The sequence below is a fragment of the Bradyrhizobium sp. CCBAU 11386 genome, assembly GCF_028128955.1.
In the GTDB taxonomy this organism is placed as follows: Bacteria; Pseudomonadota; Alphaproteobacteria; order Rhizobiales; family Xanthobacteraceae; genus Bradyrhizobium.
Genome location: NZ_LBKA01000255.1, coordinates 1 through 26551, shown reverse-complemented (window position 1 = coordinate 26551; position 26551 = coordinate 1). Strand labels below are relative to the sequence as shown.

The window sequence follows — 26551 nt, the reverse complement described above, 5'->3', positions numbered from 1 at the left end:
GCCGATTTGAAGTTCCGGCCATGCTGCACGCACAGGATGGCGGCGCAGTTCCCGGTAACGCTTCCTTAAGTCTGTTAAGCGCGCGGTAACGGGTCTTAACAGCCCTTTAACTTAAAACTCTCGATAAATCTTACGCGAAAAGGTCTTGGTTCCGTAACCATGCGACATGGCCCGGCGCGGCGGCGCAGGCATCGCACCGGTTTACGGCAGTTGCGTTGGAGTGTGTGATGAAGAGGCTCGTTGTGGGCGCAGCCGTGTTGGTTGCCGCCGGCTGGACAGCTTCGGCAGAGGCCGCCGATCTCAGTTACGGGCAGCGTGCGCCCTATACCGTCAATCAGCCGCTCAATGCCTATAGCTGGGCTGGTCCGTATCTTGGTGCCAATCTCGGCTATGAGTGGGGGTCGGTGAGTAACTCACCCGTAAAGCCCTCCGGCTTCGTCGGCGGCATTCAGGCCGGCTATAATTTCCAGAACGGTCCATGGGTGTTCGGCGTCGAGGGCGATATCCAGGCCGCCGGCGCTGATGACACCTTCGCGCCGTGGAAGTTCTCCAATCCGTGGTTCGGCACCCTGCGCGGCCGTGCCGGCTATGCCTTCAGCAACGTGCTGTTCTACGGCACCGCCGGCCTCGCCTTCGGCGAGCTGCGCGCGCAGACCTTCGGCTGGACCGAGTCGCACACCAGCGCCGGCTGGACCATCGGTGCCGGTGCGGAAGTGGGCTTCGCGCCCAACTGGACCGCCAAGCTCGAATATCTCTACATCGATCTGTCGACGAGTCAGTTCGCAATTACAGGCGTGTCAAACGGCTATAGCGCCAGCGTTGTGCGCGCAGGCGTGAACTATCACTTCTGATAGCCAAATAAGAAAATACCGGACAATAACCTCCCGGCCGCTCGCGGCCGGGACTTTTTTGCGCCAGGTTTTTTGAGTCAGGCCCGCTAGGAGAGGATGACCAAATTGACCGCCTTCGGTCCCTTCCCCTTCTTGTCCGGTTCGACTTCGAAAGTAATACGCTGTCCTTCGGCAAGGTCCTTCAGTCCCGCTCGCTCCACAGCAGTGATGTGAACGAAGACATCGCGACCGCCGTCATCCGGCTTGATAAAGCCGTAGCCGCGCTCGCCGTTGAAGAACTTGACCGTTCCCGTCATGGCCATCGGGAAACTCCCCCTCATTGCTCCTCCGCCGCGACGCAGACTCACGTCACGACATGACCGGGCCTTACGGAGCCCGGGAGCTGGCCATCCTTGGGCGGACCTTTCGGTCCGGCCGGATCTTTCTTAGGCCTTCACTCCGCCGCAACCATTCGCGGAAGCGGAACGTAAAGCCAGTCACGGAAATAGCATAATACGGTTCTTTGCAGATTGACTACCGCTCCTGCATCTTTTTCCTAAATGCCGGAGTGTTACGGCCTCGGCACCTCTAATCGGAATCTGGCAGCGCCGCCCTGGCCGAGCGGCATTTCGAGCTCGGGCAGGATCGTCTTGAGCTCGCCATGCAGCGTGTAAGGGGGATTGACGATCAGCAGTCCGGTAGAGGTGAGGGCGGCGCCGTCGGCTTGCGGCGCGACACTGAATTCGAGGCGCAGGCATTTGCCCGGCGGCTTTGCTGCGGCTGCGAGCCGCGCCACGAGCTGCGTCAGCGTGTCGGTGGCGCGCCGGCTCTTGGCGGGATACCAGATTACATAGATACCGGTCGGCCATTTTGCGAAAGCCTCCGAGAAGACTTCGCCCAGCCGTTCGAACTCGTTCTTTGCCTCGAATGGCGGATCGATCAGCACCAGCCCGCGCCGTTCCTTCGGCGGCACGAAGGCCGGCAGCGCCACCCAGCCGTCGAGATCGACCACGCGGGCCTGCTCGTCGCGGCGCAGCACGTCGATCAGCGCCTTGCGTGCTTTCGGCTCGAGCTCGCAGGCGACGAGGCGGTCCTGCGGCCTGAGCAGGCCGCGCGCGATCAGCGGCGAACCCGGATAGGCCTTGAGCTCGCCCTTCGGATTGAAGGCGCGGACGATGTCGAGATAAGGCTTGGTCAGCGCGGCGGTCTCGTTCGACAGGCGCGCTTGCATCAGCCGCGCGATGCCGGTCAGCCATTCGCCGCCGCGCCGCGCCTCGTCGCTTTCAAGATCGTACAGGCCGGCACCGGCATGGGTGTCGATGACGCGGAACGCCCCCGGCTTGTCCTGCAAGTAAGTGAGGATGCGCGCCAGCACGATGTGCTTGATGACATCGGCGAAGTTGCCGGCATGGAAGGCGTGACGGTAGTTCATGGAAAGAGCACTACGCCACGTCACGGCCTGAGCAAAGAGGCACTAATGCGTGTCCCGGACGCGGTGCAGCGTGTAACGCTGCGCCGCTGAGCCGGGACCCAGCTTCTTCGTTCGTGATGGGCCCCGGATCAGCGGTGCACCACGCCGCGTTTCGCGGCGCATTGCACCGCATCCGGGGCACGAGAGCCCGTCTACCCACCCCTGATCGGCGGCATCGTCACCTGGTCGCGGCGGCAGGCGCGGCGGTCGATCTCCTCGCAGGCGCGGAATTGCAGGTCCTTGCTGAGGCAGATGCGGACCTCGGAAAGCCGCGTCCGGTTGCAGGTGACCGAGACGGCGGCGCTGCCGAGGCCCGGATTGGCCTTGATGAAGGCCTCCTCGACCTCCGCCGGCGCCACGGTCTTGGCCTGCGACAGGTCGAGATACTCGGCCGGAATCTTGATCGCGGCGCGCGCTTTCCGGATCGTCTCGAAATAGCTGCGGTCGGCGAGCCCCGAGCAGGTGCCGTGCTTGTCCCATTCGTTGAAGATCAGGCCCGGCGCCGGCATCAGGTCGAGCATCGAGGAGACGATGCTGCGGTTCAGCCGCGGCGCCGGCCGCTGGCAATATTCCGGAAAGCCGTTCTCATATTGCGGCCACAGCCCGTGCACCACGAAAGCATAGGGCCGGCCGCTGCACTGGATCTGGGAGCGGCCGCCGCGCTCGGCCGCCTCCTCGCAGAAGGAGGGCGACCACGACAGCGACAGCACGTAGAAATCGAATTCGCCGGGCGCGTTCTGCCGCTTGTCCTGGGCTTGCGCGACGCCCGCCAGCGAGACCAGCCCGGCGGCAAGGGGCAGGGCAAGGACCAGCGAGATCATCAGGCGGGAGAATGAGTGCAATCTGGAATGAAACATGGCGACGCCCCTCAACTAGACTGTGCAATCGAGCCTAGCAGGCGATAAGAACATTTCAAGAACAAAATTCGGGCGGCCTCCGTCAGGCCGCTGGGCTAGGTCCGAATCAGGGCTTGTCGAATTAGGGCTTGGCGGCGCGGCAAGCCGGATTGTAGGCCCAGTTGCGGTCGAGCCCGACCACGCACCATTCGACACCATTGCCGTAACCGGCAAAGCCGCCGTCCTCGATGATCGAGAAATGCACCTTGCGCACCTTGCCGTCGTTGAGCATGGCCTCGCCGGTGCAATAGCGGCGCGGAATGTTGTCGGACTGCCAGGGCCGGAACGCGGCCTCGCGCACGGCGGAGAAGCCGGTGATCTTCAACGAGGAATTCCAGAAGGCGCTTTCCTTCTCCCAGAACTGGGTGGCGATCGTCGGTAGCGCCTTGTCGCAATCGGCGACGCTGCCGTCATAGCGCGGTCCGCTCAGCCAGAAGTTCAGCTCCAGCGGATTAGCCGCCCTGGCCTCACCGAGCGACAGCGCCCCGAACAGGAGGCCGAGCACGGCGGCAAAGCGGAGCGATTTCAGGGAGGTCGAGGCGCGCATGGGCAATCCAGACAGCATGATCTGCGAAGGTCGGACGGTGCCGCGAAGGGCGGGTGAGGTCAAGTGCAGCGCGGCAACACTTGGCCAGGAGTTGACCATAACGTCGCATTCGACAGGGCTTCAGTTCTTTTCACTTCCGTCCCGGCACCGTAAACTGGCGCCAACCAATTGGAGTAACGGGAATGCGAATCATTGCGGCCGCCGGCCTTCTTGCCCTGGGTATGATGGCGAGCCAGTCGGCGCGCGCCGATATCCTTCCGGTGCCTCCGTTCAAGGGCAACGACACCGGCGGCATCATCGCCTATTCGATGGCCAATCAGGTCGATGCGCGGCAGGTCGCGGTCGATCATTGCGCGCGCTACGGCAAGGTCGTCAAATTCCTCGGCGTGCAGGCCTATGAGGGCGGATACATCTCGTTCTCCTGCCGCTGGGTGCCTTATGGCGCCGCCGATCAGCCGATCCGCACGCTGTACTGAGGCGTTTCCGTAGCGCAGCGATCTCTCAGCCGGGAGCATCCCACATGACGCGCAAACTTGCTTTGCTCGGCTCGGCCGTTTGCTTCGTGTTGTCGGCCGGCAGCGCCTGCGCCGACGATCTGCCGGTGCGCAAGGCCGGCCTGTGGGAATTGAAGATGGTCAGGAGCGGCTCTGCGATGCCGGAAATGACCATGCAGCACTGCACCGACGAGACCGTCGACAAGGAGATGAACAACAACGTCTCCCCGATGGCCAAGCAGATCTGCGCCAAGCAGGACATCAAGAAGACCGCGACCGGTTATGTCAGCGATTCCGAGTGCAGCGTCGCCGGCATCAGCACCACCTCGCATGCCGAGATCACCGGCGATTTCAACTCGGCCTATACGGTGAAGACCTCGTCACACGCGCAAGGCGGCGCCGCCGGCACCGCGGGGCGCGACACCACCATGACGCTCGAAGCGAAATGGCTGGGCGCCTGCAAGCCGGACCAGAAGCCCGGCGACATCGTGATGCCCGGCGGCTTCAAGATGAACGTGCGCGACGTCGACAAGCTGAAGAACCTGCTGCCGAAGTAGGCTCACCGCGAAACCGGTGCGCTCCCTCGCCCCGTTCTTACGGGGAGAGGGTTGGGGTGAGGGGCCTCTCTCCACAGGCGCGATCGTCGAGGGACCTGTACCCCCTCACCCGGATCGCGGCGGACGATGCTTCGCATCGCCGGGGGCGATCCGACCTCTCCCCGCAAGCGGGGAGAGGTAAGAACAGCTACACCGGTATTCGCACGCTCGCCCTTAATCCGCCCATCGGGCTGTCGCCGAGCGTGATGTCGCCGCCGTGGGAGCGGGCGATGTCGCGGGCGATGGCGAGGCCTAAGCCCGTGCCGCCTTCGTCCTGGTTGCGGGCGTTGTCCAGCCGCAGGAACGGCTTGAACACCTCTTCGCGCAGATGCGCGGGAATGCCCGGGCCGTCGTCGTCGACCGTGACGGTCAGATAACGGTGATCGCGCTGGCCGGTGATGGCGATGCTCTTGCCGTAGCGCGCCGCATTGGTGACGAGGTTGGCGAGGCAGCGCTTGAACGAGGCCGGCTTCACCGTCACCACCGGCAGTCCGTTGAATGCGACGGTCGCAGCGTGGCCGTGGCGTTCGGCATCGCTGCGCAACTCCTCGAGCGCCTGCGCCATGTCGGTCGGCTGCGACTGCTCGCCGGAATCGCCGCGGGCGAAGGCGAGGTAGTCTTCCAGCATCATCGACATCTCGTCGACGTCCTTGCGCATGCCCTCGAGCTCCGGGCTGTCGCCGATCAGCGCCAGCTCGAGCTTGAAGCGGGTCAGGATGGTGCGCAGATCGTGGCTGACGCCGGCCAGCATCGCGGTGCGCTGCTCCATCGTGCGCTCGATGCGCGACTTCATTTCGAGGAAGGCGACCGCCGCGCGCCGCACCTCGCGCGCGCCGCGCGGCCTGAAGTTCGGTGCCTCGCGTCCCTTGCCGAAGCTTTCGGCGGCATCGGCAAGACGCAGGATCGGCTTGATCTGGTTGCGCAGGAACAGCACTGCGACGATCAGCAGGATCGAGGACGTGCCGACCATCCAGAACAGGAAGATTTCCGAGTTCGAGGCGTAGGCCGCACTGCGCTGCGCGAACACCCGCATCACGGCGTCGTCGAGCTGGATGCGGATCTCGACGAGGTTGGAGCGGCCGACCGTGTCGATCCAGAACGAGCGCCCGATCTGGCGGCCGAGCTGCACCGACAGCGTCTGGTCGAGCAGCGAGAAGAACGGTTTTGGCCCCGGCGGCGGCATGTCGCCGGCGGGCAGGAAATCGACGACGAGGCCCAAACGCTGCTGGGCGATGCGGCGGATCTGGTCGCGGTCCTTGTCCTGCGGATAGCCCTTGTAGACGTCGATCAGCGCGGCGATGTCCTGCACCACCGCGGCCGACAGGCGGCGCGTCACCGTGTTCCAGTGCCGCTCCATGAACACGAAGGCGACGACCGATTGCAGGATCACCATCGGCACGATCATGATGAGGAGCGCGCGGGCATAGAGGCCGGTCGGCATCCAGCCCTTGAACGCGTTGCCCATCCAGCCATTGGCGGCGGATACGCGGCCGGCGGCGCTCTTCAGCAGCGTCAGGCCGGTATCGATCGTGCTCATCGGTCGCGCTTCACTGCTTTATGGTGATGCCACCAGCCGGTAGCCGATGCCGCGCACCGCCTGGAGGAACAGCGGATTGGCGGGATCGGTCTCGATCTTGCGCCTGAGGCGGTTGATCTGCACGTCGACGGCGCGCTCGTTGACGCTGCCATTGCCGGTCAGTGCGCTGCGCGGCACGGTCTCGCCCGGCGTCTCCGAGAGAATCCGCAGCATCTCGCGCTCGCGGTCGGTGAGGTGAATGACCTCCTCGCCCTGGCGCAATTCGCCGCGATCGAGATGGTAGACGTAGGGGCCGAACGCGATCTTCTCCACCACCGCCGCCTGCGGCGGCGGGGCGGCGCGCTTGAGGATGTTGTTGATGCGCAGCGCGAGCTCGCGCGGCTCGAACGGTTTTGCGACATAGTCGTCGGCGCCGATCTGAAGGCCCTCGATGCGGGCTTCCGCTTCATGGCGCGCCGTCAGCATCACGATCGGCACCGAGGAGGAGGTCCGGATGAAGCGGGCGAGGTCGAAGCCGGTCTCGCCGGGCATCATGACGTCGAGGATCAAGAGGTCGAAATGCAGGCCCATGAGCTTCGAACGCGCATCGCTGGCGCTGGCCGCGGTCGAGACGCGATAGCCTTCGCTGGCGAGGAAGCGCGACAGCAGATCGCGGATGCGGCGGTCGTCGTCGACCAGCAGGAGATGCGGGGCATCATCGGCCGGTTGCACCGGCGGACGGGCGAGCGTGGCAGCGAGCGGCACGGTCACTCCTTTGCGTCTTGATTGACGGAGGCGAAGATCGTCTCCAGCACCTTGTCCGGATCGTCGCGATCGATCATCGCGCGCAGGAAGCGCTTGACCGTCTCCGCGTCCTGCGGCGCCATCTCGGCGAGCGCCTTGGTGATCCGCGTGGTTTGGAGCCCGGCGAGCTTCTGCACCAGCGCCTCGCCCTTCGGCGTGGCGTAGAGCAGGCGCTGGCGGCGGTCATTGTCGCCGGTCTTCTGCACGATATAGCCCTCGTCCAGGAGCTGCTTGAGCACCCGGCCGAGCGACTGTTTTGTAATGCGCAGGACGTCGAGGAGATCGGCGACCTTCAGCCCGGGATAGCGGTAGACGAAGTGCATGACGCGGTGATGGGCCCGGCCGAAGCCGAAAGCCTCCAGCTCCTGGTCGGGATCGCCGACGAAGTCGCGATAGGCGAAGAACAGCAGCTCGATGATATCCCAGCGCAAATTGCCTCCTTCGCCTGCGACCGGCCGGTGCTCGGCAGCGTCTTGAGAGGGAGTCGCGAAATTTATGTCAGGCATATTGACGTATCTTGGGTTCAATGTTACAAAACGATCGACCCGCACGAAATTTTAGATCGTTTCGCGTCGGGTGGCATCGAAGCAGAGGCGGCCGGAGAGAGCCGGACAGGCGGCGACGGCCGGATCAGATCTACCGTGCGATTGTCGAGCGGCATTTCGACAAAACATACTGGACTTCCGCCTTCCGCAAAAGCATGTCCTCGACGACATGCTGGCCACGGAAACCGGCCGTAACAAGGCTGGCGGTGGCCCGGCCACAACTCTAATCAAGCCAGCCGGACCCGAAACAGGGCAGGCGGGCGCCAGAACAGCGCCGCTACCGGCAGCGGGAGCCAAGGACATGAGCATGAAATTCGACATCCAGCCCGCATCCAATCCTACTCCAGAGAAGGATCGCGTCGCCAAGCTGGTGGACCCCGGCTTCGGGCGGGTCTTCACCGATCACATGGCGATCGTCCGCTACAACCAGGCCAAGGGCGGCTGGTACGAGGCGCGGATCGAGGCGCGCGCCAACTTCCAGCTCGATCCGGCCGGTGCCGTCCTGCACTACGCTCAGGAAATTTTCGAGGGCCTCAAGGCCTACAAGCGCGATGACGGCGGCGTGAACCTGTTCCGCCCCGACGCCAATGCGCGGCGCTTCAGGGATTCGGCCGACCGCATGGCGATGGCGCAGTTGCCCGAAGACGTCTTCATCGAGGCGGTCGAGCAGGTCGTGCGCATCGATCGCGCCTGGATGCCGGGCGGCGAGGGCAGCCTTTACCTGCGGCCCTTCATGATCGCGAGCGAGACCTTCCTCGGCGTCAAGCCGTCGTCCGAATACATCTTCGCGGTGATCGCCTCGCCCGTCGGCTCCTATTTCAAGGGCGGGCCTGCGCCGGTGTCGATCTGGGTGTCGGAGAACTACACGCGCGCCGCGGTCGGCGGCACCGGCGCCGTCAAGTGCGGCGGCAACTATGCCGCGAGCCTGCGTGCACAGGCCGAGGCCATCCAGCACGGCTGCGATCAGGTCGTGTTCCTCGACGCGATCGAGCGCCGCTACATCGAGGAGCTCGGCGGCATGAACGTCTTCTTCGTGTTCGACGACGGCTCGCTCTCGACGCCGCCGCTCGGCACGATCCTGCCCGGCATCACCCGCGACTCCATCATCACGCTGGCGAAGGATGCCGGCAAGACGGTGCGCGAGGAGCCGTACTCGCTCGACCAGTGGCGCAAGGATGCAGCCAGCGGCAAGCTGAAGGAGGCTTTTGCCTGCGGTACCGCGGCCGTGATCTCGCCGATCGGCAAGGTGCGCTCGGTGAGTGGCGATTTCGAGATCAGCGGCGGCGCCGCCGGCCCCGTCGCCATGGGCCTGCGCAAGCAGCTCGTCGACATCCAGTACGGCCGCACCAACGATCCGCACAGCTGGATCCGCAAGGTGTTTTGATACGCGATGAGAGCGTTTCCCCTCTCTCACGAGGGAGAGGGGAAATGCGCAACGTTTGTGGCCTATTGCGCACTGAACGTGCTGCTGCGGACACGCGACAAAGCCAGGACACAACAAGCATCCTGGACATCGCGATCATGGCAACAAAACTCTCCCAACCCGCGAAATGGGTCGTTTTCGCCGCCATCACCGGCGTCTGCGTTTTCGGCATCCTGACCATCGGCCCGACGCACGAGGTCGCAGCGCAAGACCGCTCGCCGATCGTCGACGTGCGCACCACCGATCCCGAGATGAACACCGCGATCGCACGCGCCCGCGGCACGCTCCCGACCTTCTGGGCCTCGTACGAGGCGCCCAAGCCGTCGGAGGCCGGGCACGCCCTGAAAGTGCGCTTTTCCACCCGCAAAGGCGGCGAGCACATCTGGATCGCCGAGGTGAAGAAGCAGCCCGACGGGACCTATTCGGGCCGCTTCGCCAACCAGCCGCGCGATCTGCCCGGCCAGCGGGCAGGCGACGAGGTCAAGTTCAGCGAAGCCGACATCTCGGACTGGATGTTCATGCGCAACGGCAAGATCGTCGGCGGGGAGACCATCAAGCCGACGCTGAAGTCGCTGCCAAAGGCGGACGCCGACGCGCTCCGGGCACGCATGGAGCAGCCGTAGAGGTAGGGTCGTCATTCCGGGATGGTCCGAAGGACCAGACCTCAGGTGCGCAGTTGCGCACCGGGGAATCTCGAGATTCCGGGTTCAATGCTGCGCATCGCCCCGGAATGACGGCGAACTGGACAGGCCATGGGGCTCCCGGCATGCCGCAGCGGTTGCCGCCTCGCGCGTCGGCTGGTAAACGCCGCGCATGGCCGAGAAACCCAAAAAACCCCAGAAACTGAAGGCGCGTCTGCCGCGCGGGCTCGAGGATCGCGATCCCGCCGCGATCCGGGCGACGCGCGAGATGGTCGAGAAGATCCGCGCCGTGTACGAGCTCTACGGCTTCGAGCCGGTGGAGACGCCGGCGATGGAATACACCGACGCGCTGGGCAAGTTCCTGCCCGACCAGGACCGCCCGAACGAGGGTGTGTTCTCGTTCCAGGACGACGACGAGCAGTGGATCTCGCTGCGCTACGATCTGACCGCGCCGCTCGCCCGCTACGTCGGCGAGCGCTACGGGACCGACGCTCTGGTCTTGCCCTACCGCAGCTACCGCGTCGGCTACGTCTTCCGCAACGAGAAGCCCGGCCCCGGCCGCTTCCGCCAGTTCATGCAGTTCGATGCCGATACGGTCGGTTCGGCGACGCCGGCGGCGGATGCCGAGATCTGCATGATGGCGGCCGACACGATGGAGGCGCTTGGCATTGCGCGCGGCTCCTATGTCGTGAAGGTGAACAACCGCAAGGTGCTCGACGGCGTCATGGAGAGCATCGGCCTCGGTGGTGATGAGAATGCTGCACGGCGGCTCACCGTACTTCGCGCCATCGACAAGTTAGATAAGTTTCCGGCTGCTGAAGTGCGTAAGCTCTTAGGTGCTGGACGATGGGATGGCGGAGAGGAAGGCAAGGGAGACTTCACGAAAGGCGCAGGTCTGGATGAAGTCTACGCAAATCGTCTTCTGGAGTTTGTAGCGCCCGCCGAGCCAACCGAGAACCCCTCGCGCGATATCCTGTTCACGATGCCCAAGCATTGGGATGAACTTGCCGTCAATGAACGTTTCAAGGATGGTGGTCAGGAACTTCTCGCGATAAAAAATCTCTGCGAGGATTCTGGATACGGCCGGGATCGGGTTCGGATCGATCAGACCATTGTTCGTGGTCTGGAATATTACACCGGCCCGGTATTCGAGGTCGAACTCCTGCTCGACACCAAGGACGAGAAGGGCCGCCCCGTGCGGTTCGGCTCGGTCGGTGGTGGTGGCCGCTATGACGGCCTGGTCTCGCGCTTCCGCGGCGAGCCGGTGCCGGCGACCGGTTTCTCCATCGGCGTGTCGCGGCTGCAGGCCGCGCTGACGCTGCTCGGCAAGCTCGACACGCGGCCCGAGTTCGGGCCCGTCGTCGTCACCGTGTTCGACCGCGACCGCGTCGCCGACTATCAGAAGATGGTCGCGTCCTTGCGCACCGCCGGCATCCGCGCCGAGCTCTATCTCGGCAATCCCAAGAACATGGGCAACCAGCTCAAATATGCCGACCGCCGCAATAGCCCTTGCGTCATCATCCAGGGCTCCGATGAAAAGGCGCGCGGCGAGCTGCAGATCAAGGATCTGATCGAGGGCGCGAAAGCGGCGGCCGCGATCGCCTCCAACCAGGAATGGCGCGAGAGCCGCCCGGCGCAATTCTCATGCAGCGAAGCCGACCTCGTCGCAAAAGTGCGCGAGGTGCTGGCGCGCCATGACGTAAAGTGGGGATAGCCATTCCGGCAGGCCGTCATGGCCGGGCTTGTCCCGGGCATCCACGTCTTGTTTGATGGGAAAGAACGTGGATGGCCGGGACAAGCCCGGCCATGACGAAGCAGCAGGGAGAAGACAATGCCTGAGATCACCGTCAGCATGGCCGAAGGCCGCACCGATGAACAGAAGGCCGGCATGATGCGTGACATCACCCAGGCACTGGTGAAGAATCTCGGCGTCGACGCCGACGCGGTGGTCATCCAGATCAACGAAGCCCCGCTTCGCCACAAGATGAAGGGCGGCAAGACCTTCGTGGAGCGCGCGGCCGCGGCGAAGAAATAGTTTCGGCTGGCGCGGGTAGCCACAGTCGCAGCAGCAATCACAACTGTCGTCCCCGCGAACGCGGGGACCCATAACCACAGGGAGCGGTTGCGGGCGAGCTGCTAACTACGAGTCTTCGCCAAGCTACTCCCTGTGGCTATGGGTCCCGGATCTGCGCTTCGCTTGTCCGGGACGACACTGAGCAAGCACCATGGACGCACGCGACTTCATCACGACAGGCATGAGCGCGGAGCGCACGCTGGTGGTCCCAGTGGAGCGCACGGTCGGGCACTTCGTGCCCGGCATGCCTTTTGTCTATGCGACGCCGATGATGATCCTCGAGATGGAGATGACCGCGGGCGACGCGATCCGCTCTGCGCTTCAGCCGGGCTGGGTCACCGTCGGCACCGAGGTCGACATCCGCCATCTCGCAGCCGCCCTCGTTGGCGCGACGGTGCGGACCACCGCGAAGGTGGTCGCGGTCGAGCGCCGCGTCATCCGTTTCGAGGTCGAGGCGTTCGAGGGCACGCGCAAGCTCGGCGAAGGCCGCCACGCGCGTGGGCTCGTCAATGTCGAGATGTTCAACAAGCGGCTCGCCGCGGGCTCGAAATCGTAGGGTGGGCAAAGGCGCGAAGCGCCGTGCCCACCATTGCTCCGCGTGCGAGATAGATGTGGTGGGCACGCTTCGCTTTGCCCACCCTACGGCATCTACGGCACCTGTTTACTTCGCCAGTTCCTTGGACCGCTGCGTTGCGGCCGCAATCGCGCGGATCATCAGGTCGCGCAGGCCGGGCTCAGCCATCAGCACGCCGAGCGCTGCGGCCGTGGTGCCGCCGGGCGAGGTGACGTTCTGGCGCAGCGTGCCGGAGGGAAGCTCGGATTGATGCAGCAGCTCGCCCGAGCCGGCGACGGTTTCGCGCGCGAGCTTCGTCGCCAGCGCCTCGGGCAATCCCGCTTCGACACCGGCGCGCGCAAGTTCCTCGGCGAGCAGGAACACATAGGCCGGCCCCGAGCCGGACACGGCGGTCACCGCATCCATCAGGCTCTCGTCCTCGACCCATTCGACCGAGCCGGTGGCGCGCAGCAGCGCATCGGCTACCGCGCGCTGCGTGGTGCTGACGGTCTTCGCCGCAACCGCCACCGTGATGCCGCGGCCGATCGCGGCCGGCGTGTTCGGCATTGCGCGCACCACGGCGCCGCCACAGACCTCCTGGAGCGAGGCGATCGTGGTTCCCGCCATGATCGAGACCACGGAGGTCTTCTCCGAGACGAAGGACTTCAGCTTCGCACCGGCCTCGCGGAACATCTGCGGCTTCACCGCGACGACCATGGTCTCGACCTGGCCTGCCGCATTCACATCGGGATTGAGCGCCACGCCCTTGGCGGCAAGCGCGGTGATCTCGGGCGCGATGTGCGGGTCGACCACCGCGACACGGCGCGGATCGAGCCCGCCCGCCAGCCATCCGGTCAGCATTGCGCCGCCCATCTTGCCGGCGCCGGCAAGAAGGATGGTGCCGGTGATGTTTTGAAGGGTGCTGTTCGCCACTGTGGTCACCACAAATTCGGTGTCGTCCCGGCGAAGGCCGGGACCCATAACCACGAATGTTTCTAGTGGATGCAGGTGTTGGCAACAAGCCGCGTGCCCTAAGCGATATCACGCGGTGGGTCCCTGTGCTCCCCGTACGCAATTGCGCACTCGGCCGGGACGACGGTGGGGAGGGAGCGGCGGCTCCCTTACGTCACGAGAGAACTTACGCCTCTCCCACCGTATCGAACATCGCCGCGTCCATTGCTTCCGCCGTGGTCTTGCCGGCCCACACCACGAACTGGAACGCCGGGAAGTAGCGCTCGCAGGCGTGGATGGCGCCGGCGAGCATGGCCTCGCATTGCGCGGTCGAGGCGGTCAGCCCGCCCGGCAGCACCAGGGCCTGGCGGTGCATGACCATGCCGGTGTTGGTCCACAGGTCGAAATGGCCGACCCACAACTGCTCGTTGACGGCGGCGACGAGCCGCTGCACTTCGCTCCGCCGCGCGACGGGAATCTTCATGTCGAACGCGCAGGCCAGATGCAGCGCCTCGATCCCGCCCATCCAGGTGAAGGAGAGCTGGTAGTCGGTCCATTGTCCCTTCGAGACAATCGTGAGTTCGTCTTCGCCGGAGCGTTCGAACGGCCAGTTGTTGCTGGCAGCGATATCCTCGACCACCGCGAGCGGATGACTTCGGGAATCGATAGCGCCTTCGAGCAGGGACATGCCGTCTCGACCTCTTGCCTTCTTGTTGTCTTTGATACGCACGCGGTTGGTCCGGCGCGCGCTCCCCCAACATCGCTGAGGCGATCCCCTCGGAGTCGCTCTCGCGATCCCGGGATCAGCGCGGGCTTGTCGCGGATCAACTGATGTGATTTGCGGAATCTGCGCAACTGGCTGCCGAGTCCGTCCACAAGTCAGGACTCGTTCGTCCACAGCTCATCTCCGCCACAATTCTTAACGGAGGAGAACAAACCGGAATCGGATCGACCTGCCTTGCTGCGTTCCATGTGCCGGTGCCCTCCTTGCGGGTCCGGATCGGTCCCGCCCTGTTCGATTTTCTGCCCCGCAGGATTTTCGCAGAGTTTCGCCCTGACGTCATAGGCACATGCGTAGTACCCATAAGGAAGGTTCTTGCTGGCCGTCCCCGTGTTCGTCATAATTCGGAATAGTCCACCCATATCGGGTGGATAAGTTCTCAGGGCGGGGTGGAAGTCCCCACCGGCGGTAAGGGCCGAAAGGCCCAAGCCCGCGAGCGCCTTCTCCTTGACAGGGATTCCCTCGGGGACCCCTTGAGAGGGAAGGGTCAGCAGATTCGGTGCGACTCCGAAGCCGACGGTTAAAGTCCGGATGAAAGAGAACGGTCGGTGGCAGACGCATCGCAAGGTGCGGCTGTTTGTCGTTCCGTATGCCCTGATTCTGGTCCTTAACTGAGGAAAGCCATGAATCAGATGTTGCAAGATCCCCAAGCTGAAACTGCCGAGACAACCCAACCGCCGGTTCCCGTGGACCCGCCGGCAATCGAGCATCCGCGTTTTGCAAAGCCGCAGCGGGTGGCCTTCGTGCAGGCCTGCTGGCACCGCAACGTGGTCGAGGAGGCCCGCATCGCCTTCATGAAGGAGGCCGAGGCGCGCCACCTCACCCATGTCGACGTGTTCGAGGTGCCGGGCTCGTTCGAGATCCCGCTGCACGCGCAGATCCTCGCCAAGACGCGGCGCTACACCGCGATCGTCGCGGCCGGCCTCGTCGTCGACGGCGGCATCTATCGCCACGAATTCGTCGCCGACACCGTGATCAAGGCGTTGATGGACGTGCAGCTCCGCACCGAGGTGCCGGTGTTCTCCGCGGTGCTGACGCCGCAGCAATTCCACGAGACCGAGGTGCACTACGATTTCTTCCGCAGGCATTTTGCGATCAAGGGCGTCGAGGTCGCAGAAGCCTGCGCCAACACGCTGCTCGGTCTGGAGCGCTTGCGCGGCCAGGTCGCGGCGGGGATTGTGTAACGCAGCGCAACGACCATCACCCCTCATCCCAAAGAGCGCGCAGAGCGTCTCGAAGGATGAGGGGCTACTCTACGATCGCTGCCATCTTGCCGTCACCCCAACGACACGCCCGCCTTCGCCCGGCTGATCCCGAGCGTCAGGATGCGCTGCAGGAGATCCGGATATTTGAGCCCGGCATGTTGAGCCGCCGTGGCGAATTCCTGGCTCTTGGCGATCTCGGGGTTGGGATTGGCTTCGATGAAATACGGCGTGCCGTCGGCGGCGAGTCGAAAATCGATACGCGCGTAGCCGTCGAGGCCAAGCGCCCGGTAGATGCGCTTCGCGGCGCGCTGGATGCGCGCGGTGACTTCGGGCGCGAGGTCCTTCGCCGGCCCGTCGACGATGCCGACCTTCTCCTGATAGTCGGTGTCGTGCTTGGCTTTCTCCGTGGCGATGTGCCGTGAACTGCGTCCGCCCATGCTGCCGAACTTCAGTTCCCAGACCGGCAGGACGCGCAGCCGGTTGTTGCCGAGCACGCCGACATAGAGCTCGCGCCCCTCGATGAACTGCTCGGCGATCGCGGCGGATTCGACGCGCTCGTGGATGAAGGCGACCCGTTCCGCGAGCTTCTCGTCGGTATCGACGATCGATGCCTGCGAGATGCCGAAGGACCCGTCCATGTTCAGGCTCTTGACGATCAGCGGCAGCGCAAGGCGCGTCGGGCGTTTCACCTTGCGGCGCATCGGGAAGACGGCGAAGGCCGGCGCCGCGATCCGGCGGTGATGCACCAGCGTCTTGGACAAATCCTTGCCGCGCGCCAGGATCAGGCCGCGCGGATTGCACCCGGTATAGGGGACCTTCATCAGCTCGAGATAGCTGGCGATGTGCTGGTCGTAGGCGACGTTGTTGTGGAATTCCTCCAGCAACGTGAAAACCACGTGCGGCTTGAACTCTTCGATCGCCTCGCGCACCGGCTTGATTTCGTCCTGCGCGCCGAGGGCGCGCACCTCGTGGCCGGCCGCGCGCAAGGTGCTCACCACGTCGTATTCCGTTTTCCACGCGTTGATTTCCTGCGCGGTGTATCCGTCGCTTGAGTCCGGAGGCATGAAGTCCGGATGCATCAGGACCAGAATGCGCAAGCGTCTCATAGCGCGATCCATTTGCGCCGAGACGGGCCAAACAGCGCGTGCATCGTCTTGGCGGTCACGAGGACGGTGAAATCGAGAACGAGCTTCTGTTCGGGGCCGACGGCGCGCAGATCGAGCTCGCGGCAGCGGGAGATCATGTCGTCAAGCACGGCATCGAGCGTGAGCTGGTTCTCGCCGGTCCACCGCGCGACCAATTGCCTGATCTGGGCGCGGTGTCGCCTGATCAGGCTCGAAGCGGGCTTTGACCGAGAGTGCCGTGGATCGGCGGAAAACAGCCTCGAGAGGTCGCGGTCGTAGGTCTTCGGCGGCGTGAAGGCGTAGAACGCCTGCTTCTTCTTGTAGTGGTCGTCGAGCGTCTGGCCGAGCCTGCTCAACGGGTCGACACGCTCGCGTGTCGTGATAAGCGGCCGCTTGCCTGCGATCTCGCCCATCAGTTCGTCAACATATTCGAGCTTCTTCAGCGCCGGCCAGCCGGCATATCGTGTCCGCCAGTTCGAACGCGGCCGCAGCCACACCGCAAAGGTTTCGGCGAAGTCTTCGTCAGGATGGCTCTGCGCGTACCAGAGCCGAAGATGCTGGACATAGCGCCGGCTCGCCGGATTGGGCCGGTAGTAGCGCGGATAGTGCTTTGACGATGGGCCGAACAGCTGCTGCCAGCGCCGGCGGCGCTGCAACTGATAGCCGTGCTGGATGGCATGGCCTGCCTCGTGACGGAGGATGGCCATGCACTCGCGCCAGGTTCCGCCCTCGACGTCGAACATCATCCTCTTCTCGAGCTTCATCAGGCGGGGATGGGCGAGATAGAACGGGATGGCGATGCCGGGCACATCTCCCGGACTGAACCATTCGCTCGAGATCCATGTGTGCGGCCGCAGCCGGATGCCCCGCTCTTCCAGCTCCTCGTGGAGCGTGCCGACGCAATCCTCGAGCCAGGTACCTTCGACCGTAACCCTCAGGCTGCTGAGGCGTTGCGTGAGCAACTGCTCATCCGACAGCTTTTCCCAGGCAAATTTCCGGCGTGGCATCGGGCATCCAGAGGGCAGAGATGACTCGGCGTCTGGATGATGTCATGGGCCGTGGTTGGCAACAACCCGTGGGGCTTGTGCTGCGGCGCAGTCGGAGCGCGAGCCGGAAGGGTGGGGCAAAGCGAAGCGTGCCCGATCATTGCCCATGACCGTCATGGCAATAAAAAAGGTGGGCACGGCGCGTTGCGCCTTTGCCCACCCTACGATCGTGACGGCGTAAATGGATTAATCGAACAGGCTCGACACCGACTCTTCCGCCGCGGTGCGCGCGATCGCGTCCGAGATCAGGCTGGCGATCGGCAGCGTGCGGATGTTCGGCGCCTTGCTCACCGCGTCCGTCGGCAGGATCGAGTCGGTGATCACGAGCTCCTTCAGCTTGGAGTTGGTGATACGGGCGGCCGCGCCGCCGGAGAGCACGCCGTGAGTGATGTAGGCGTAGACGTCCTTGGCGCCCTTGGCGATCAGCGCATCGGCCGCGTTCACCAGCGTGCCGCCGGAGTCCACGATGTCGTCGACCAGGATACAGGTGTAGCCGGCGACGTCACCGATCACGTTCATGACCTCGGACTCACCCGGCCGCTCGCGGCGCTTGTCGACGATGGCGAGCGGAGTGTTGATGCGCTTGGCAAGGCCCCGCGCGCGGGCCACGCCGCCGACGTCGGGCGAGATCACCATCGTCTTGGAGAGGTCGAACTTGTCCTTGATGTCGCGCACCATCAGCGGCGCCGCGTAGAGATTGTCGGTCGGGATGTCGAAGAAGCCCTGGATCTGGCCGGCATGCAGGTCGAGCGTCATGACGCGGTCGACGCCGGCCTGCGTGATCAGGTTGGCGACGAGCTTGGCCGAGATCGGCGTGCGCGAGCCCGATTTGCGGTCCTGCCGGGCGTAGCCGAAATAGGGCAGCACCGCGGTGATGCGGCGCGCCGAGGAGCGGCGCAGCGCGTCGGTGATGATCAGCAGCTCCATCAGATGGTCGTTCGCCGGGTACGAGGTCGACTGGATGATGAAGGCATCCGAGCCGCGGACGTTCTCCTGGATCTCGACGAAGATCTCCATGTCGGCGAAGCGCCGGACCACCGCTTTGGTCAGCGGCAGGTCGAGGCCTTGCGCGATGGCCTGGGCGAGTGCCGGATTGGAGTTGCCGGCGACAAGCTTGATGGAGCCGTTCTTGGCCGACATGGACGCTTCCTCCCGCGCTTTGCTGGATAGGACGTTCAACATCTGGGAATACCCACTTGAAGCACGGTTACGACGGGCGAGGAAATATCAGGCCGGGGGCTGCAATGGCAACCCGGGATGCTACGTTTTCCCTTTGAAAATCCTGAGTCGGGCCAACGGTTTGGCCGCAACTTGAGGCCGTGGTTTAGCGGGGGTTATCGCTCGGCGTAGCCGAGCGCCGAGGCCGGCATCTCGGGTGCCGGAGCCTCCGGGGTGACGCTTGCCACCGCAGGTCCCCGCAGGCCGGGAGCGGCGCCCGGCGCCTCCGGCGTGCCGTTGATCATGTTGGAAAGTCCGCTGAATCCGGCCTGGGCGATCTTCCGCAACACCAGGTCGTCGGCAGCTTGCCAGGGATCGCGGCCACCCTTGGCGGAGGTCGGTTCCTCGCCGGAGAGGCGCAGCGCCCGCTGCTGGTTGGCGTCGTAGACGTCCCAGACCCAGGCGATCACGGTCCTGCCGCGCACGATCTGGGCGGAGAGGTAGCTCCGCACGCGATAGGCGGCCGTCCCCTCGCGGGAGACCACGGACAGGCTGCGCAGCTTGGATTCGCTGTCGAGCACGCCGACCATGCGGTCGAACACCTGCGGCGGCGGCCCGTCGATCGATTCGAAGGCCACCGTCGCCCCGGAGCCGGCGCTTGGCGCCATCGCATAGGAATTGGCGGCACCACCGCCGCCGGCGCAGCCGCCAAGTGCGGCCGCCGCTGCCAGCAGCATGACCGCCAGCACGCGCGAACCCGCGCGGCGCAAGATGGATGACGCGTCCCTCATTATGGAGGGCAGCGATATCGTTAAAATCGATTAAGGTCTAGGGCGGGCGCGCCACATCCCACTGTCATTCCGGGGCGCGCCCACTTGGTGCGAACCCGGAATCCATTTCTCCGCATAAGTTGCTGCATGATGGATTCCGGGTTTTCGCTTCGCGAGCCCCGGAATGACGGCGTGTTGCCTCTGTGTTCACGCTTCGAGCGCGATCGCGTGGACGTGCCGGCCGTAGTCCGGCTCCTTGCGATGCACCGAGCGGCGATAGCTGAAGAAGCGCTCGTCGGCGTAGGTGTCGAGGCCGAGATCGTCGATCATCAGGATGCCGGCGGCCTCCAGCCGCGTCCGGATGAAGCCGGCGAGGTCGAACATCGCGTGGCCCTCGCGCACCGACGGGATGAAGAACATCGCGTTCTCCGCGTCCGCCTCGATGAAGCGCGCCACGAACTCGTTGCCGACTTCATAGCTCTCCTGCCGGATCAGCGGGCCGATCGCGGCGATGATGCCGCCGCGCGTGGCGCCGAGCTTTTCCATCGCCGAGATCGTCGCCTCCAGCACGCCGGTCAGCGCGCCTTTCCAGCCGGCATGGGCACCGCCGATCACGCGCGCATTGGGATCGACGAACAGCACCGGCCCGCAATCGGCGGTGGAGACGCCGAGCGCGATGCCGGGCGTCTTGGTCACCAGCGCGTCGCCCTTCGGCCGCGGCCCGCTCGGCCACGGCGTCTCGGCAACCAGCACGTCGGGCGAATGGATCTGGTGCAGGCTGAGGAAGCGTTCCGGCGCCACGCCGACATGCTCGGCCATGCGGCGGCGGTTCTCCGCGACGAGGGCCTGATCGTCGTGGGAGCCGAGCCCGCCATTCAGCGCGGAATAGATGCCGCCGGAGACGCCGCCTTCACGGGTGAAGAAGGAATGGCGCAGGCCTGGCACCGCCGACAGCAGTGACGAAGCGAGAGTCATCAGTTCCCTCCGGCGTGTTCGAGATCGCTGAGGCCGGCAAGGCCTGACAGCCGCGGCTCGGAGATGCCGAGTACCTTGAACATCGAGCCCATGCCGCTGCGCCCGGTGTCGGTCAGTCGCTTCAGCGCCACCGAAATGTCGGTGGCGACCTCTGGCGTCGCCTTCTGCATCAAGGCGGCCGCGCGGGTGTCGATGCCGACGCGCTTGAGGAAATCGCCCTGCGTCACCGGCCCGTGCACGCGGGCGCCGACATCCTCGGCCGCGCGCGCCAGCGCCTGGAAGTCGACATGGGCGGTGACGTCGGCCTGGCCAGGCGCCTTCAAGGGATCGGTGAAGGTGTGGCGCGCGATCGCCTGGAAGGTGTCGCCGGCATCGCTGCGCAAATGGCCGTAATCGATGATCAGCGCCGCACCGTCCTGGTCGCGCACGCGCGTGGCGAGCTTCATGACCTCGCTGTCGGGACGCCATTCGAACACGGCGCCGACGGGAGCTGCGCGCACCAGGGGCGGCAGCAGCACGTCGAAGCGCGGCGTCGGCTCGGCGGCTGCGCCGAACTGAAGCTTGCCGTTGGGATCGATCTCGATCACGCGCTCGTGCCAGCCGTTCTCGCGCTTCACCATCTGGTGGATCGGCAGCACGTCGAAATATTCGTTGGCGAGGATGATGCTCGGGCCTTCGGGCACGTCGTCGATGCTGTCGTGCCAGGCGATGTTGCGCACGCCCGACAGCATCGCACTCTGCCGTTCGCGCAGGACGGGATTGACCTCGACCAGGTGGATATGAAGCGCCTGGTAGAGCGGCGGCAGCACGCGGAGCGCGCGCAGCGCGTCCGCCATCATGGTACCGCGGCCGGGGCCGAGCTCGATCAGCCGCAAAAATTGCGGCGAGCCCATCTGCTTCCACACCGAGGCGGTCCACAGTCCCAGCAGCTCGCCGAACATCTGGCTGACCTCGGGCGCGGTGGTGAAGTCGCCTTCACGCCCGAGCGGATCGCGCGAGACGTAATAGCCGTAGCGCGGGTGCATCAGGCACAGTTCCATGTACCGCCAGACCGGCATGGGGCCCGAGGATTTGATCAGCGCCTTGATCTCGTTGAGTAGCAGCTGTTCGGTCACGGCCCATCTTCTCGAAAGGAATTAACTGATAGCCCCGATGGGCCTCGGCGCACCGCGCCTGATAGCCAATACAATAAGTATGAGGCCTACAATAAGCATCGGGATCGACAACAGCATGCCCATGGTTAACCCGCCCCAGAGGTAGCCGAGCTGGACGTCCGGCTCGCGGAAATGCTCGCCGGCTATCCGGGTCAGACCATAGATCAGGATGAAGGCGCCGAGGATCATGCCGGGTCGCTTCAGGGCGCCGAGGCGGATCATGATCGCAAGCACCGTGAACAGCAAAATGCCCTCCATGCCGGCCTCATAGAGCTGGCTCGGATGGCGCGGCAGATGTGTCGGGTCGTTGGGGAAGATCATCGCCCAGGGCAGGCTCGCATCGGTGGCGCGGCCCCACAATTCGCCATTGATGAAATTGGCGATGCGCCCGAGCAGCAGCCCGACCGGCGCGACCGCGGTGGTGATGTCGCCGAGCGACAGGATCGGGATGCCGTTGCGATAGGCGAACCACATCACCGCGACGACGCAGCCGAGGAAGCCGCCATGGAACGACATGCCGCCCTCCCACAATCTGAAGATCGCGGCGGGGTGATCGATGAAGAAGGGCAGATTGTAGAACAGCACGTAGCCGGTGCGGCCGCCCAGGATGATGCCGAGCGTGACCCACAGGATGAAGTCGTCGACCTGCACCAGCGAGATCGGCGCCGGCCCGCCCCATAAACGCTCGTTCTTCAGGAGCGAGCGCGCATAGAGCCAGCCGAACACGATGCCGCAGATATAGGCCAGCGCGTACCAGCGGATCGCGAACGGGCCGATCTCGAGTGCGATCGGCTTGAAGGCGGGAAAGTCGATGAGCAGAAAGGGCATCACGCCTTCTATGTCTAGACGAGATTGCGGCGATAGAGCGCCAGCAGCCGCTCCCAATGCCGCTCGGCGGCGTCGCGGTCATAGGCCGGGCGCTTGGGGAAGGCGAAGCCGTGATGCGTGCCGGGATAGATCTCGACCTCGGCTTTGGCGCCGCTCATGCCCTGCTTGACCTTCTCGATGATCTCCGTGGGCGCGTAGATATCGGTCTCGGCGCAGGCGAAATAGAGCTCGGCCCTGGTCTTGCCGCCAGCGAGATGCGGGCTGTCGTCCTGGTCCGTCGCGAGCTGCGTGCCATAGACCGAGGCGGCGGCCTTGACGCGATCGGGGAAATGCGTGGCGGCGTTGACGGCGTAGCGGCCGCTCATGCAGTAGCCGACGGTGCCGACCATCTTCGTGTTCGCGGCGGCCTGGCCCTCCGCATAGGTGAGCAGCGCGCTTGTGTCGTCCATGATCATGGGGATCGTAAGCGAGCCCATCAGTGCGAACATGCGCTTGCGCTCCGGTGCGTTCGGGTCAGTCGGCAGCGCGCCGAGCTCCATCACGCCGGAGCGGTAATAGAGGTTCGGCAGCATCACGTAATAGCCTGATGTCGCGAGCCGGCGCGCCATGTCGCGCAGCTCTTCGCGGATCGCCGGCGCGTCCATGTAGAACAGGATGACCGGAAACGGCCCCCCACGTTCGGGATGGGTGATGAAGGTTGCGGTGTGGCCGTCCCTGGTGGGAATCGCGATCTGCTGGTCGATCATCTCGTGCGCCTTGTGATTCTTCTTATGCCGGGACGTTGAATACGATTGCAAGGAAACCGGGGCATGACAAGGATACCGCCGATCGGCCCTTGAACCGGCCCAATAGGATTGCCATTGTGTTTCCGAGAGTTCGCGCAAAGTTTATCGGAGCCGCCAGGAGGCCGAAATGACCCAGACCAACAACCGGTTTTTCGACGAGATCGGCCGCCTGATGAACGACGCCGCCGGTGCGGCCCAGGGCGTCAAGCGCGAGTTCGACACGGTGATGCGGACCCAGGCCGAGAAATTCCTGCGCGACATGGACCTCGTCAAGCGCGAGGAGTTCGAGGCGGTCAAGGACATGGCCCGCCTGGCGCGTGAGGAGAACGAGGCCCTGAAGGCGCGCATCGTGGCGCTGGAGGCGAAGCTCGGGGGGGTAGGGCCGGCGTGAAGATCGGCGGGGGCTGCCTCCGCTCGTCATGACCGGGCTTGACCCGGCCATCCATCCCCTTCGAAAGGTCCGTTTAGGTGATGGATGCCCGGGTCAAGCCCGGGCATGACAGGGGCCCATTCTCCTTGTCATTTCCGCGTCTTCCGGGTAAAAGCCCGCCACGTTCGCGGCCCCCGCACCCCTGGAGGCTTGCTGCGAACTATGCCATGGGCCGCGCTGCGGCCCATTAACTTTTGCAAAAACAAGGACTTAACGTTATGGCGACGACCGTCAAGGAATTGAAGGCGACCGCACGTCCGAAGAGCGGCAAGGGGGCCGCCCGGGCTGAGCGTCGCGCCGGGAGAGTGCCCGGAGTGATCTATGGTAACAACCAGCCCCCGGTGACGATCTCGATTGAAGATCGCGAACTGCGCCAGCGCATCCTCGCCGGCCGGTTCCTGACCACGCTGGTCGATATCGACCTCGAGGGCAAGAAGCACCGCGTGATTCCGCGCGACTACCACCTTGATCCGGTCAAGGACTTCCCGATCCATGTCGACTTCATGCGGCTCGGCGAAGGCGCCACCATCCGTATCAGCGTGCCCTTGCACGTGGTGAAGTCGGAAGCCTCCCCGGGCGTGAAGCGCGGCGGCACCGTCAACATCGTCGCCCACGCGATCGAGCTCGAATGCGGTGTCGAGAGCATCCCGCAGTACATCGAGGCCGACGTCGGCTCGCTCGAAATCGGTCACTCGCTGCATCTGTCGGACGTCAAGCTGCCGGCCGGCGTGAAGGCGCTGACCCGCGAGGACGCGACCCTCGTCACCATCGTGCCGCCGTCCGGCTACGCCGAAGAGCAGAAGGCTGCTGCTGCGGCCGCGGCTGGTGGTGCGGCTCCGGCTGCGGGCGCTGCTGCTCCGGCGGCTGGTGCGGCTGCTCCGGCTGCTGCTGCTCCGGCAGCGGCTGCCAAGGCTCCCGCCGGCGGCGACAAGAAGAAGTAATCTCTTAAAGAGCTGGCGCGCGGTCCCTGATCGCGCGCCGAGCGAGGGGCGCGCCGCGTCATGCGACTCTTTGTTGGGCTCGGCAATCCCGGCGCGAAATACGCACGTAACCGGCACAATATCGGCTTCATGGCCGTCGACGAGATCGCGCGGCGTCATGGTTTCTCGCCATGGCGCCGCAGGTTTCAGGGCGAGACCTCGGAAGGTGCGCTCGGCACCGAGCGCGTGATCCTGCTCAAGCCGATGACCTACATGAACGAGTCCGGCCGCAGCGTTCAGGAGGCGGCAGGCTTCTTCAAGATCGCGCTAGGCGACGTCACCGTGTTCCACGACGAGCTCGAACTGCCGCCGGGCAAGGTGCGGGTGAAGGTCGGCGGCGGCATCGCCGGCCACAACGGTCTGCGCTCGATCTCGGCGCATATCGGCAACGACTACCGCCGCGTCAGGCTCGGCATCGGTCATCCCGGCGTCAAGGAACTGGTGCACGGCCACGTGCTGTCGGACTTCGCCAAGGCTGACAACGACTGGGTGGCGACGCTCTGCGACGCGGTCGCCGAGCACGCCGCGCTGATCGCCAAGGGCACGGACGCGACCTTCGCCAACAGGGTGCATCTTGCCATGCAGGCGAAGGGATTTTTGACCAAGGACGAGAACGGCAAGGAATAACGTCGCTGTTCTCTCCGTCATGCCCGGGCTTGTCCCGGGCATCCACGATCTTCGTTCCGCGCATTAAGGCGTGGATGGCCGGGTCAAGCCCGGCCATGACGAATACGGATAGAGGACGACCATGGGATTCAAATGCGGGATCGTCGGATTGCCCAATGTCGGCAAGTCGACCTTGTTCAATGCGCTGACCGAGACGGCCGCGGCGCAGGCCGCGAACTATCCGTTCTGCACCATCGAGCCGAATGTCGGCGAAGTCGCCGTGCCCGATCCGCGGCTCGACAAGCTCGCGGCGGTCGCCAAGTCCGGCCAGATCATTCCGACCCGGCTGACCTTCGTCGACATCGCCGGTCTCGTGCGCGGCGCCTCCAAGGGCGAGGGCCTCGGCAACCAGTTCCTCGCCAACATCCGCGAGGTCGATGCCATCGCGCATGTCGTGCGCTGCTTTGAAGATTCCGACATCACCCATGTCGAGGGCAAGATCGCCCCGCTCGCCGACATCGAGACCATCGAGACCGAGCTGATGCTCGCCGACCTCGACAGCCTCGAGAAGCGCGTCGACAACCTCACCAAGAAGGCCAAGGGCAACGACAAGGACGCCAAGGAGCAGCTCGACCTCGTCAACCGCACGCTGGTGCTGCTGCGCGAGGGCAAGCCCGCACGCCTCGTCGAGCGCAAGGCGGAGGAGGAGCGTGCCTTCGGCATGCTCGGCCTGCTGTCGTCCAAGCCCGTGCTCTATGTCTGCAACGTCGAGGAAGCCTCGGCCGCGACAGGCAATTCGTTCTCGAAGGCGGTGCAGGAGCAGGCTGCCAAGGAAGGCGCCGTCGCCGTCGTCATCTCCGCCAAGATCGAATCCGAGATCGCCACCATTTCGCGTGAAGAACGCGCCGACTTCCTGGAGACGCTGGGTCTCGAAGAGGCCGGCCTCGACCGCCTGATCCGCGCCGGCTACACGCTGCTCGACCTCATCACCTATTTCACGGTGGGCCCGAAGGAAGCGCGTGCCTGGACCATCCATCGCGGCACCAAGGCGCCGGGTGCGGCCGGGGTGATCCACACCGATTTCGAGAAAGGCTTCATCCGCGCCGAGACGATCGCGTATGACGACTACGTCGCGCTCGGCGGCGAAGCCGGCGCCCGCGATGTCGGCAAGCTGCGGCTCGAAGGCAAGGAATACGTCGTCGCCGACGGCGACGTGATGCACTTTAGGTTCAATACGTAAGAGACGTCGGCGCGATTTTCCTCCGACGTCGTCCTGGACAAGCGAAGCGCTGATCTACCGTCTTGTCTGTCAAGGGGGCCGATCGGCTGTAAGTGTGCGGCATCGTGCTCGGCAGTCAAGGCGGCTGC

30 protein-coding genes and 1 riboswitch are annotated in these 26551 nt (G+C 64.8%); of the genes, 13 read left to right on the top strand and 17 right to left on the bottom strand.

The features are described 5' to 3' along the window. Positions 1–227: 227 nt before the first annotated feature. Positions 228–851 (top strand): outer membrane protein, encoded by a 624-nt coding sequence (locus XI09_RS36255; protein ID WP_177234798.1) that lies wholly within the window; start codon positions 228–230, stop codon positions 849–851. Positions 852–937: 86 nt separating this feature from the next. On the opposite strand, the gene XI09_RS36250 is transcribed toward XI09_RS36255, so the two are convergent. The 4 genes from XI09_RS36250 to XI09_RS36235 form a co-directional block, all read right to left on the bottom strand. Beyond that, complete coding sequence (locus XI09_RS36250) at positions 938–1153, bottom strand: cold-shock protein (protein WP_008544396.1); 216 nt, start codon at positions 1151–1153, stop codon at positions 938–940. 248 nt (positions 1154–1401) lie between these two features. Next, positions 1402–2262, bottom strand: coding sequence for a 23S rRNA (adenine(2030)-N(6))-methyltransferase RlmJ (locus tag XI09_RS36245; RefSeq protein ID WP_271571160.1), 861 nt, complete (start codon positions 2260–2262; stop codon positions 1402–1404). A 191-nt stretch (positions 2263–2453) separates the two neighbouring features. After that, positions 2454–3158: a ribonuclease T2 gene (locus XI09_RS36240; RefSeq protein WP_271571159.1), complete on the bottom strand. Its 705-nt coding sequence runs from the start codon at positions 3156–3158 to the stop codon at positions 2454–2456. A gap of 121 nt (positions 3159–3279) precedes the next feature. Beyond that, positions 3280–3744: a hypothetical protein gene (locus XI09_RS36235; protein WP_271571158.1), complete on the bottom strand. Its 465-nt coding sequence runs from the start codon at positions 3742–3744 to the stop codon at positions 3280–3282. A 182-nt stretch (positions 3745–3926) separates the two neighbouring features. On the opposite strand from XI09_RS36235, the gene XI09_RS36230 reads away from it, so the two are divergent. Together XI09_RS36230 and XI09_RS36225 are read left to right on the top strand one after the other, a co-directional pair. Then, positions 3927–4220 carry a hypothetical protein gene (locus tag XI09_RS36230; RefSeq protein WP_211414273.1) on the top strand — a complete coding sequence of 98 codons (294 nt, stop codon included), beginning with the start codon at positions 3927–3929 and terminating at the stop codon, positions 4218–4220. Positions 4221–4264: 44 nt separating this feature from the next. Next, positions 4265–4795 (top strand): DUF3617 domain-containing protein, encoded by a 531-nt coding sequence (locus XI09_RS36225; RefSeq protein ID WP_271571157.1) that lies wholly within the window; start codon positions 4265–4267, stop codon positions 4793–4795. 187 nt (positions 4796–4982) lie between these two features. On the opposite strand, the gene XI09_RS36220 is transcribed toward XI09_RS36225, so the two are convergent. The 3 genes from XI09_RS36220 to XI09_RS36210 are packed head-to-tail and all read right to left on the bottom strand — an operon-like array spanning position 4983 to position 7660. Beyond that, positions 4983–6371, bottom strand: a complete 1389-nt coding sequence (locus tag XI09_RS36220; protein WP_092189796.1) for an ATP-binding protein — start codon at positions 6369–6371, stop codon at positions 4983–4985. Between the two features lie 18 nt (positions 6372–6389). Beyond that, a complete protein-coding gene (locus XI09_RS36215; RefSeq protein ID WP_027545994.1) occupies positions 6390–7121 on the bottom strand; it encodes a response regulator in 732 nt (243 codons plus the stop codon). Continuing rightward, positions 7118–7660 (bottom strand): MarR family transcriptional regulator, encoded by a 543-nt coding sequence (locus XI09_RS36210; protein WP_271571156.1) that lies wholly within the window; start codon positions 7658–7660, stop codon positions 7118–7120. The genes XI09_RS36215 and XI09_RS36210 overlap by 4 nt, the downstream gene beginning before the upstream one ends. 340 nt (positions 7661–8000) lie before the next feature. Here XI09_RS36210 and XI09_RS36205 point away from each other — a divergent pair, with 340 nt between their 5' ends. From XI09_RS36205 to XI09_RS36185, 5 genes are all read left to right on the top strand, one after another. Continuing rightward, complete coding sequence (locus tag XI09_RS36205; RefSeq protein WP_271571155.1) at positions 8001–9083, top strand: branched-chain amino acid aminotransferase; 1083 nt, start codon at positions 8001–8003, stop codon at positions 9081–9083. 137 nt (positions 9084–9220) lie between these two features. Further along, positions 9221–9745, top strand: coding sequence for a YegJ family protein (locus XI09_RS36200; RefSeq protein WP_271571154.1), 525 nt, complete (start codon positions 9221–9223; stop codon positions 9743–9745). Between the two features lie 190 nt (positions 9746–9935). Further along, positions 9936–11477, top strand: a complete 1542-nt coding sequence (gene hisS, locus XI09_RS36195; protein WP_271571153.1) for a histidine--tRNA ligase — start codon at positions 9936–9938, stop codon at positions 11475–11477. Positions 11478–11594: 117 nt separating this feature from the next. Next, positions 11595–11798 carry a tautomerase family protein gene (locus tag XI09_RS36190; RefSeq protein ID WP_008144861.1) on the top strand — a complete coding sequence of 68 codons (204 nt, stop codon included), beginning with the start codon at positions 11595–11597 and terminating at the stop codon, positions 11796–11798. Between the two features lie 190 nt (positions 11799–11988). Further along, positions 11989–12393: a thioesterase family protein gene (locus XI09_RS36185; protein WP_271571152.1), complete on the top strand. Its 405-nt coding sequence runs from the start codon at positions 11989–11991 to the stop codon at positions 12391–12393. Positions 12394–12498: 105 nt separating this feature from the next. Here XI09_RS36185 and proC read toward each other — a convergent pair whose 3' ends face one another. Continuing rightward, entirely contained in the window at positions 12499–13371 is an 873-nt protein-coding gene (gene proC, locus XI09_RS36180; RefSeq protein ID WP_271571287.1) for a pyrroline-5-carboxylate reductase, read from the bottom strand. Between the two features lie 157 nt (positions 13372–13528). After that, positions 13529–14029 (bottom strand): YbjN domain-containing protein, encoded by a 501-nt coding sequence (locus XI09_RS36175; protein WP_092189808.1) that lies wholly within the window; start codon positions 14027–14029, stop codon positions 13529–13531. 464 nt (positions 14030–14493) lie between these two features. Beyond that, a riboswitch (FMN riboswitch) is annotated at positions 14494–14669 on the top strand. A 76-nt stretch (positions 14670–14745) separates the two neighbouring features. Here XI09_RS36175 and XI09_RS36170 point away from each other — a divergent pair. Beyond that, positions 14746–15306, top strand: coding sequence for a 6,7-dimethyl-8-ribityllumazine synthase (locus XI09_RS36170; protein ID WP_271571151.1), 561 nt, complete (start codon positions 14746–14748; stop codon positions 15304–15306). A 92-nt stretch (positions 15307–15398) separates the two neighbouring features. Here XI09_RS36170 and XI09_RS36165 read toward each other — a convergent pair whose 3' ends face one another. From XI09_RS36165 to XI09_RS36130, 8 genes are all read right to left on the bottom strand, one after another. Then, positions 15399–16433 carry a D-alanine--D-alanine ligase family protein gene (locus tag XI09_RS36165; protein WP_271571150.1) on the bottom strand — a complete coding sequence of 345 codons (1035 nt, stop codon included), beginning with the start codon at positions 16431–16433 and terminating at the stop codon, positions 15399–15401. Next, positions 16430–17458, bottom strand: a complete 1029-nt coding sequence (locus XI09_RS36160) for a putative zinc-binding metallopeptidase (RefSeq protein WP_271571149.1) — start codon at positions 17456–17458, stop codon at positions 16430–16432. The genes XI09_RS36165 and XI09_RS36160 overlap by 4 nt, the downstream gene beginning before the upstream one ends. Positions 17459–17683: 225 nt before the next feature. Then, entirely contained in the window at positions 17684–18637 is a 954-nt protein-coding gene (locus XI09_RS36155; protein ID WP_271571148.1) for a ribose-phosphate pyrophosphokinase, read from the bottom strand. 194 nt (positions 18638–18831) lie between these two features. Then, positions 18832–19446, bottom strand: a complete 615-nt coding sequence (locus XI09_RS36150) for a hypothetical protein (protein WP_271571147.1) — start codon at positions 19444–19446, stop codon at positions 18832–18834. A gap of 186 nt (positions 19447–19632) precedes the next feature. Continuing rightward, a complete protein-coding gene (gene pgeF / locus XI09_RS36145) occupies positions 19633–20400 on the bottom strand; it encodes a peptidoglycan editing factor PgeF (protein ID WP_271571146.1) in 768 nt (255 codons plus the stop codon). Then, the gene (locus tag XI09_RS36140; RefSeq protein ID WP_271571145.1) at positions 20400–21515 is read right to left on the bottom strand and encodes a class I SAM-dependent methyltransferase; all 1116 of its coding nucleotides are present in this window, start codon (positions 21513–21515) and stop codon (positions 20400–20402) included. The genes pgeF and XI09_RS36140 overlap by 1 nt, the downstream gene beginning before the upstream one ends. A 21-nt stretch (positions 21516–21536) precedes the next feature. Continuing rightward, positions 21537–22382 (bottom strand): prolipoprotein diacylglyceryl transferase, encoded by an 846-nt coding sequence (gene lgt, locus XI09_RS36135; RefSeq protein WP_271571144.1) that lies wholly within the window; start codon positions 22380–22382, stop codon positions 21537–21539. A gap of 14 nt (positions 22383–22396) precedes the next feature. Beyond that, positions 22397–23128: a dienelactone hydrolase family protein gene (locus tag XI09_RS36130; protein ID WP_271571143.1), complete on the bottom strand. Its 732-nt coding sequence runs from the start codon at positions 23126–23128 to the stop codon at positions 22397–22399. Between the two features lie 166 nt (positions 23129–23294). Between XI09_RS36130 and XI09_RS36125 the strand changes: the two genes are divergently transcribed. From XI09_RS36125 to ychF, 4 genes are all read left to right on the top strand, one after another. Further along, the gene (locus XI09_RS36125) at positions 23295–23558 is read left to right on the top strand and encodes an accessory factor UbiK family protein (RefSeq protein WP_271571142.1); all 264 of its coding nucleotides are present in this window, start codon (positions 23295–23297) and stop codon (positions 23556–23558) included. Between the two features lie 257 nt (positions 23559–23815). After that, on the top strand, positions 23816–24538 hold the full coding sequence (locus tag XI09_RS36120) for a 50S ribosomal protein L25/general stress protein Ctc (protein ID WP_271571141.1): 723 nt from the start codon (positions 23816–23818) through the stop codon (positions 24536–24538). Between the two features lie 60 nt (positions 24539–24598). Continuing rightward, complete coding sequence (gene pth / locus XI09_RS36115; protein ID WP_271571140.1) at positions 24599–25204, top strand: aminoacyl-tRNA hydrolase; 606 nt, start codon at positions 24599–24601, stop codon at positions 25202–25204. A gap of 121 nt (positions 25205–25325) precedes the next feature. Further along, a complete protein-coding gene (gene ychF / locus XI09_RS36110) occupies positions 25326–26423 on the top strand; it encodes a redox-regulated ATPase YchF (RefSeq protein WP_271571139.1) in 1098 nt (365 codons plus the stop codon). Positions 26424–26551 lie beyond the last annotated feature (128 nt).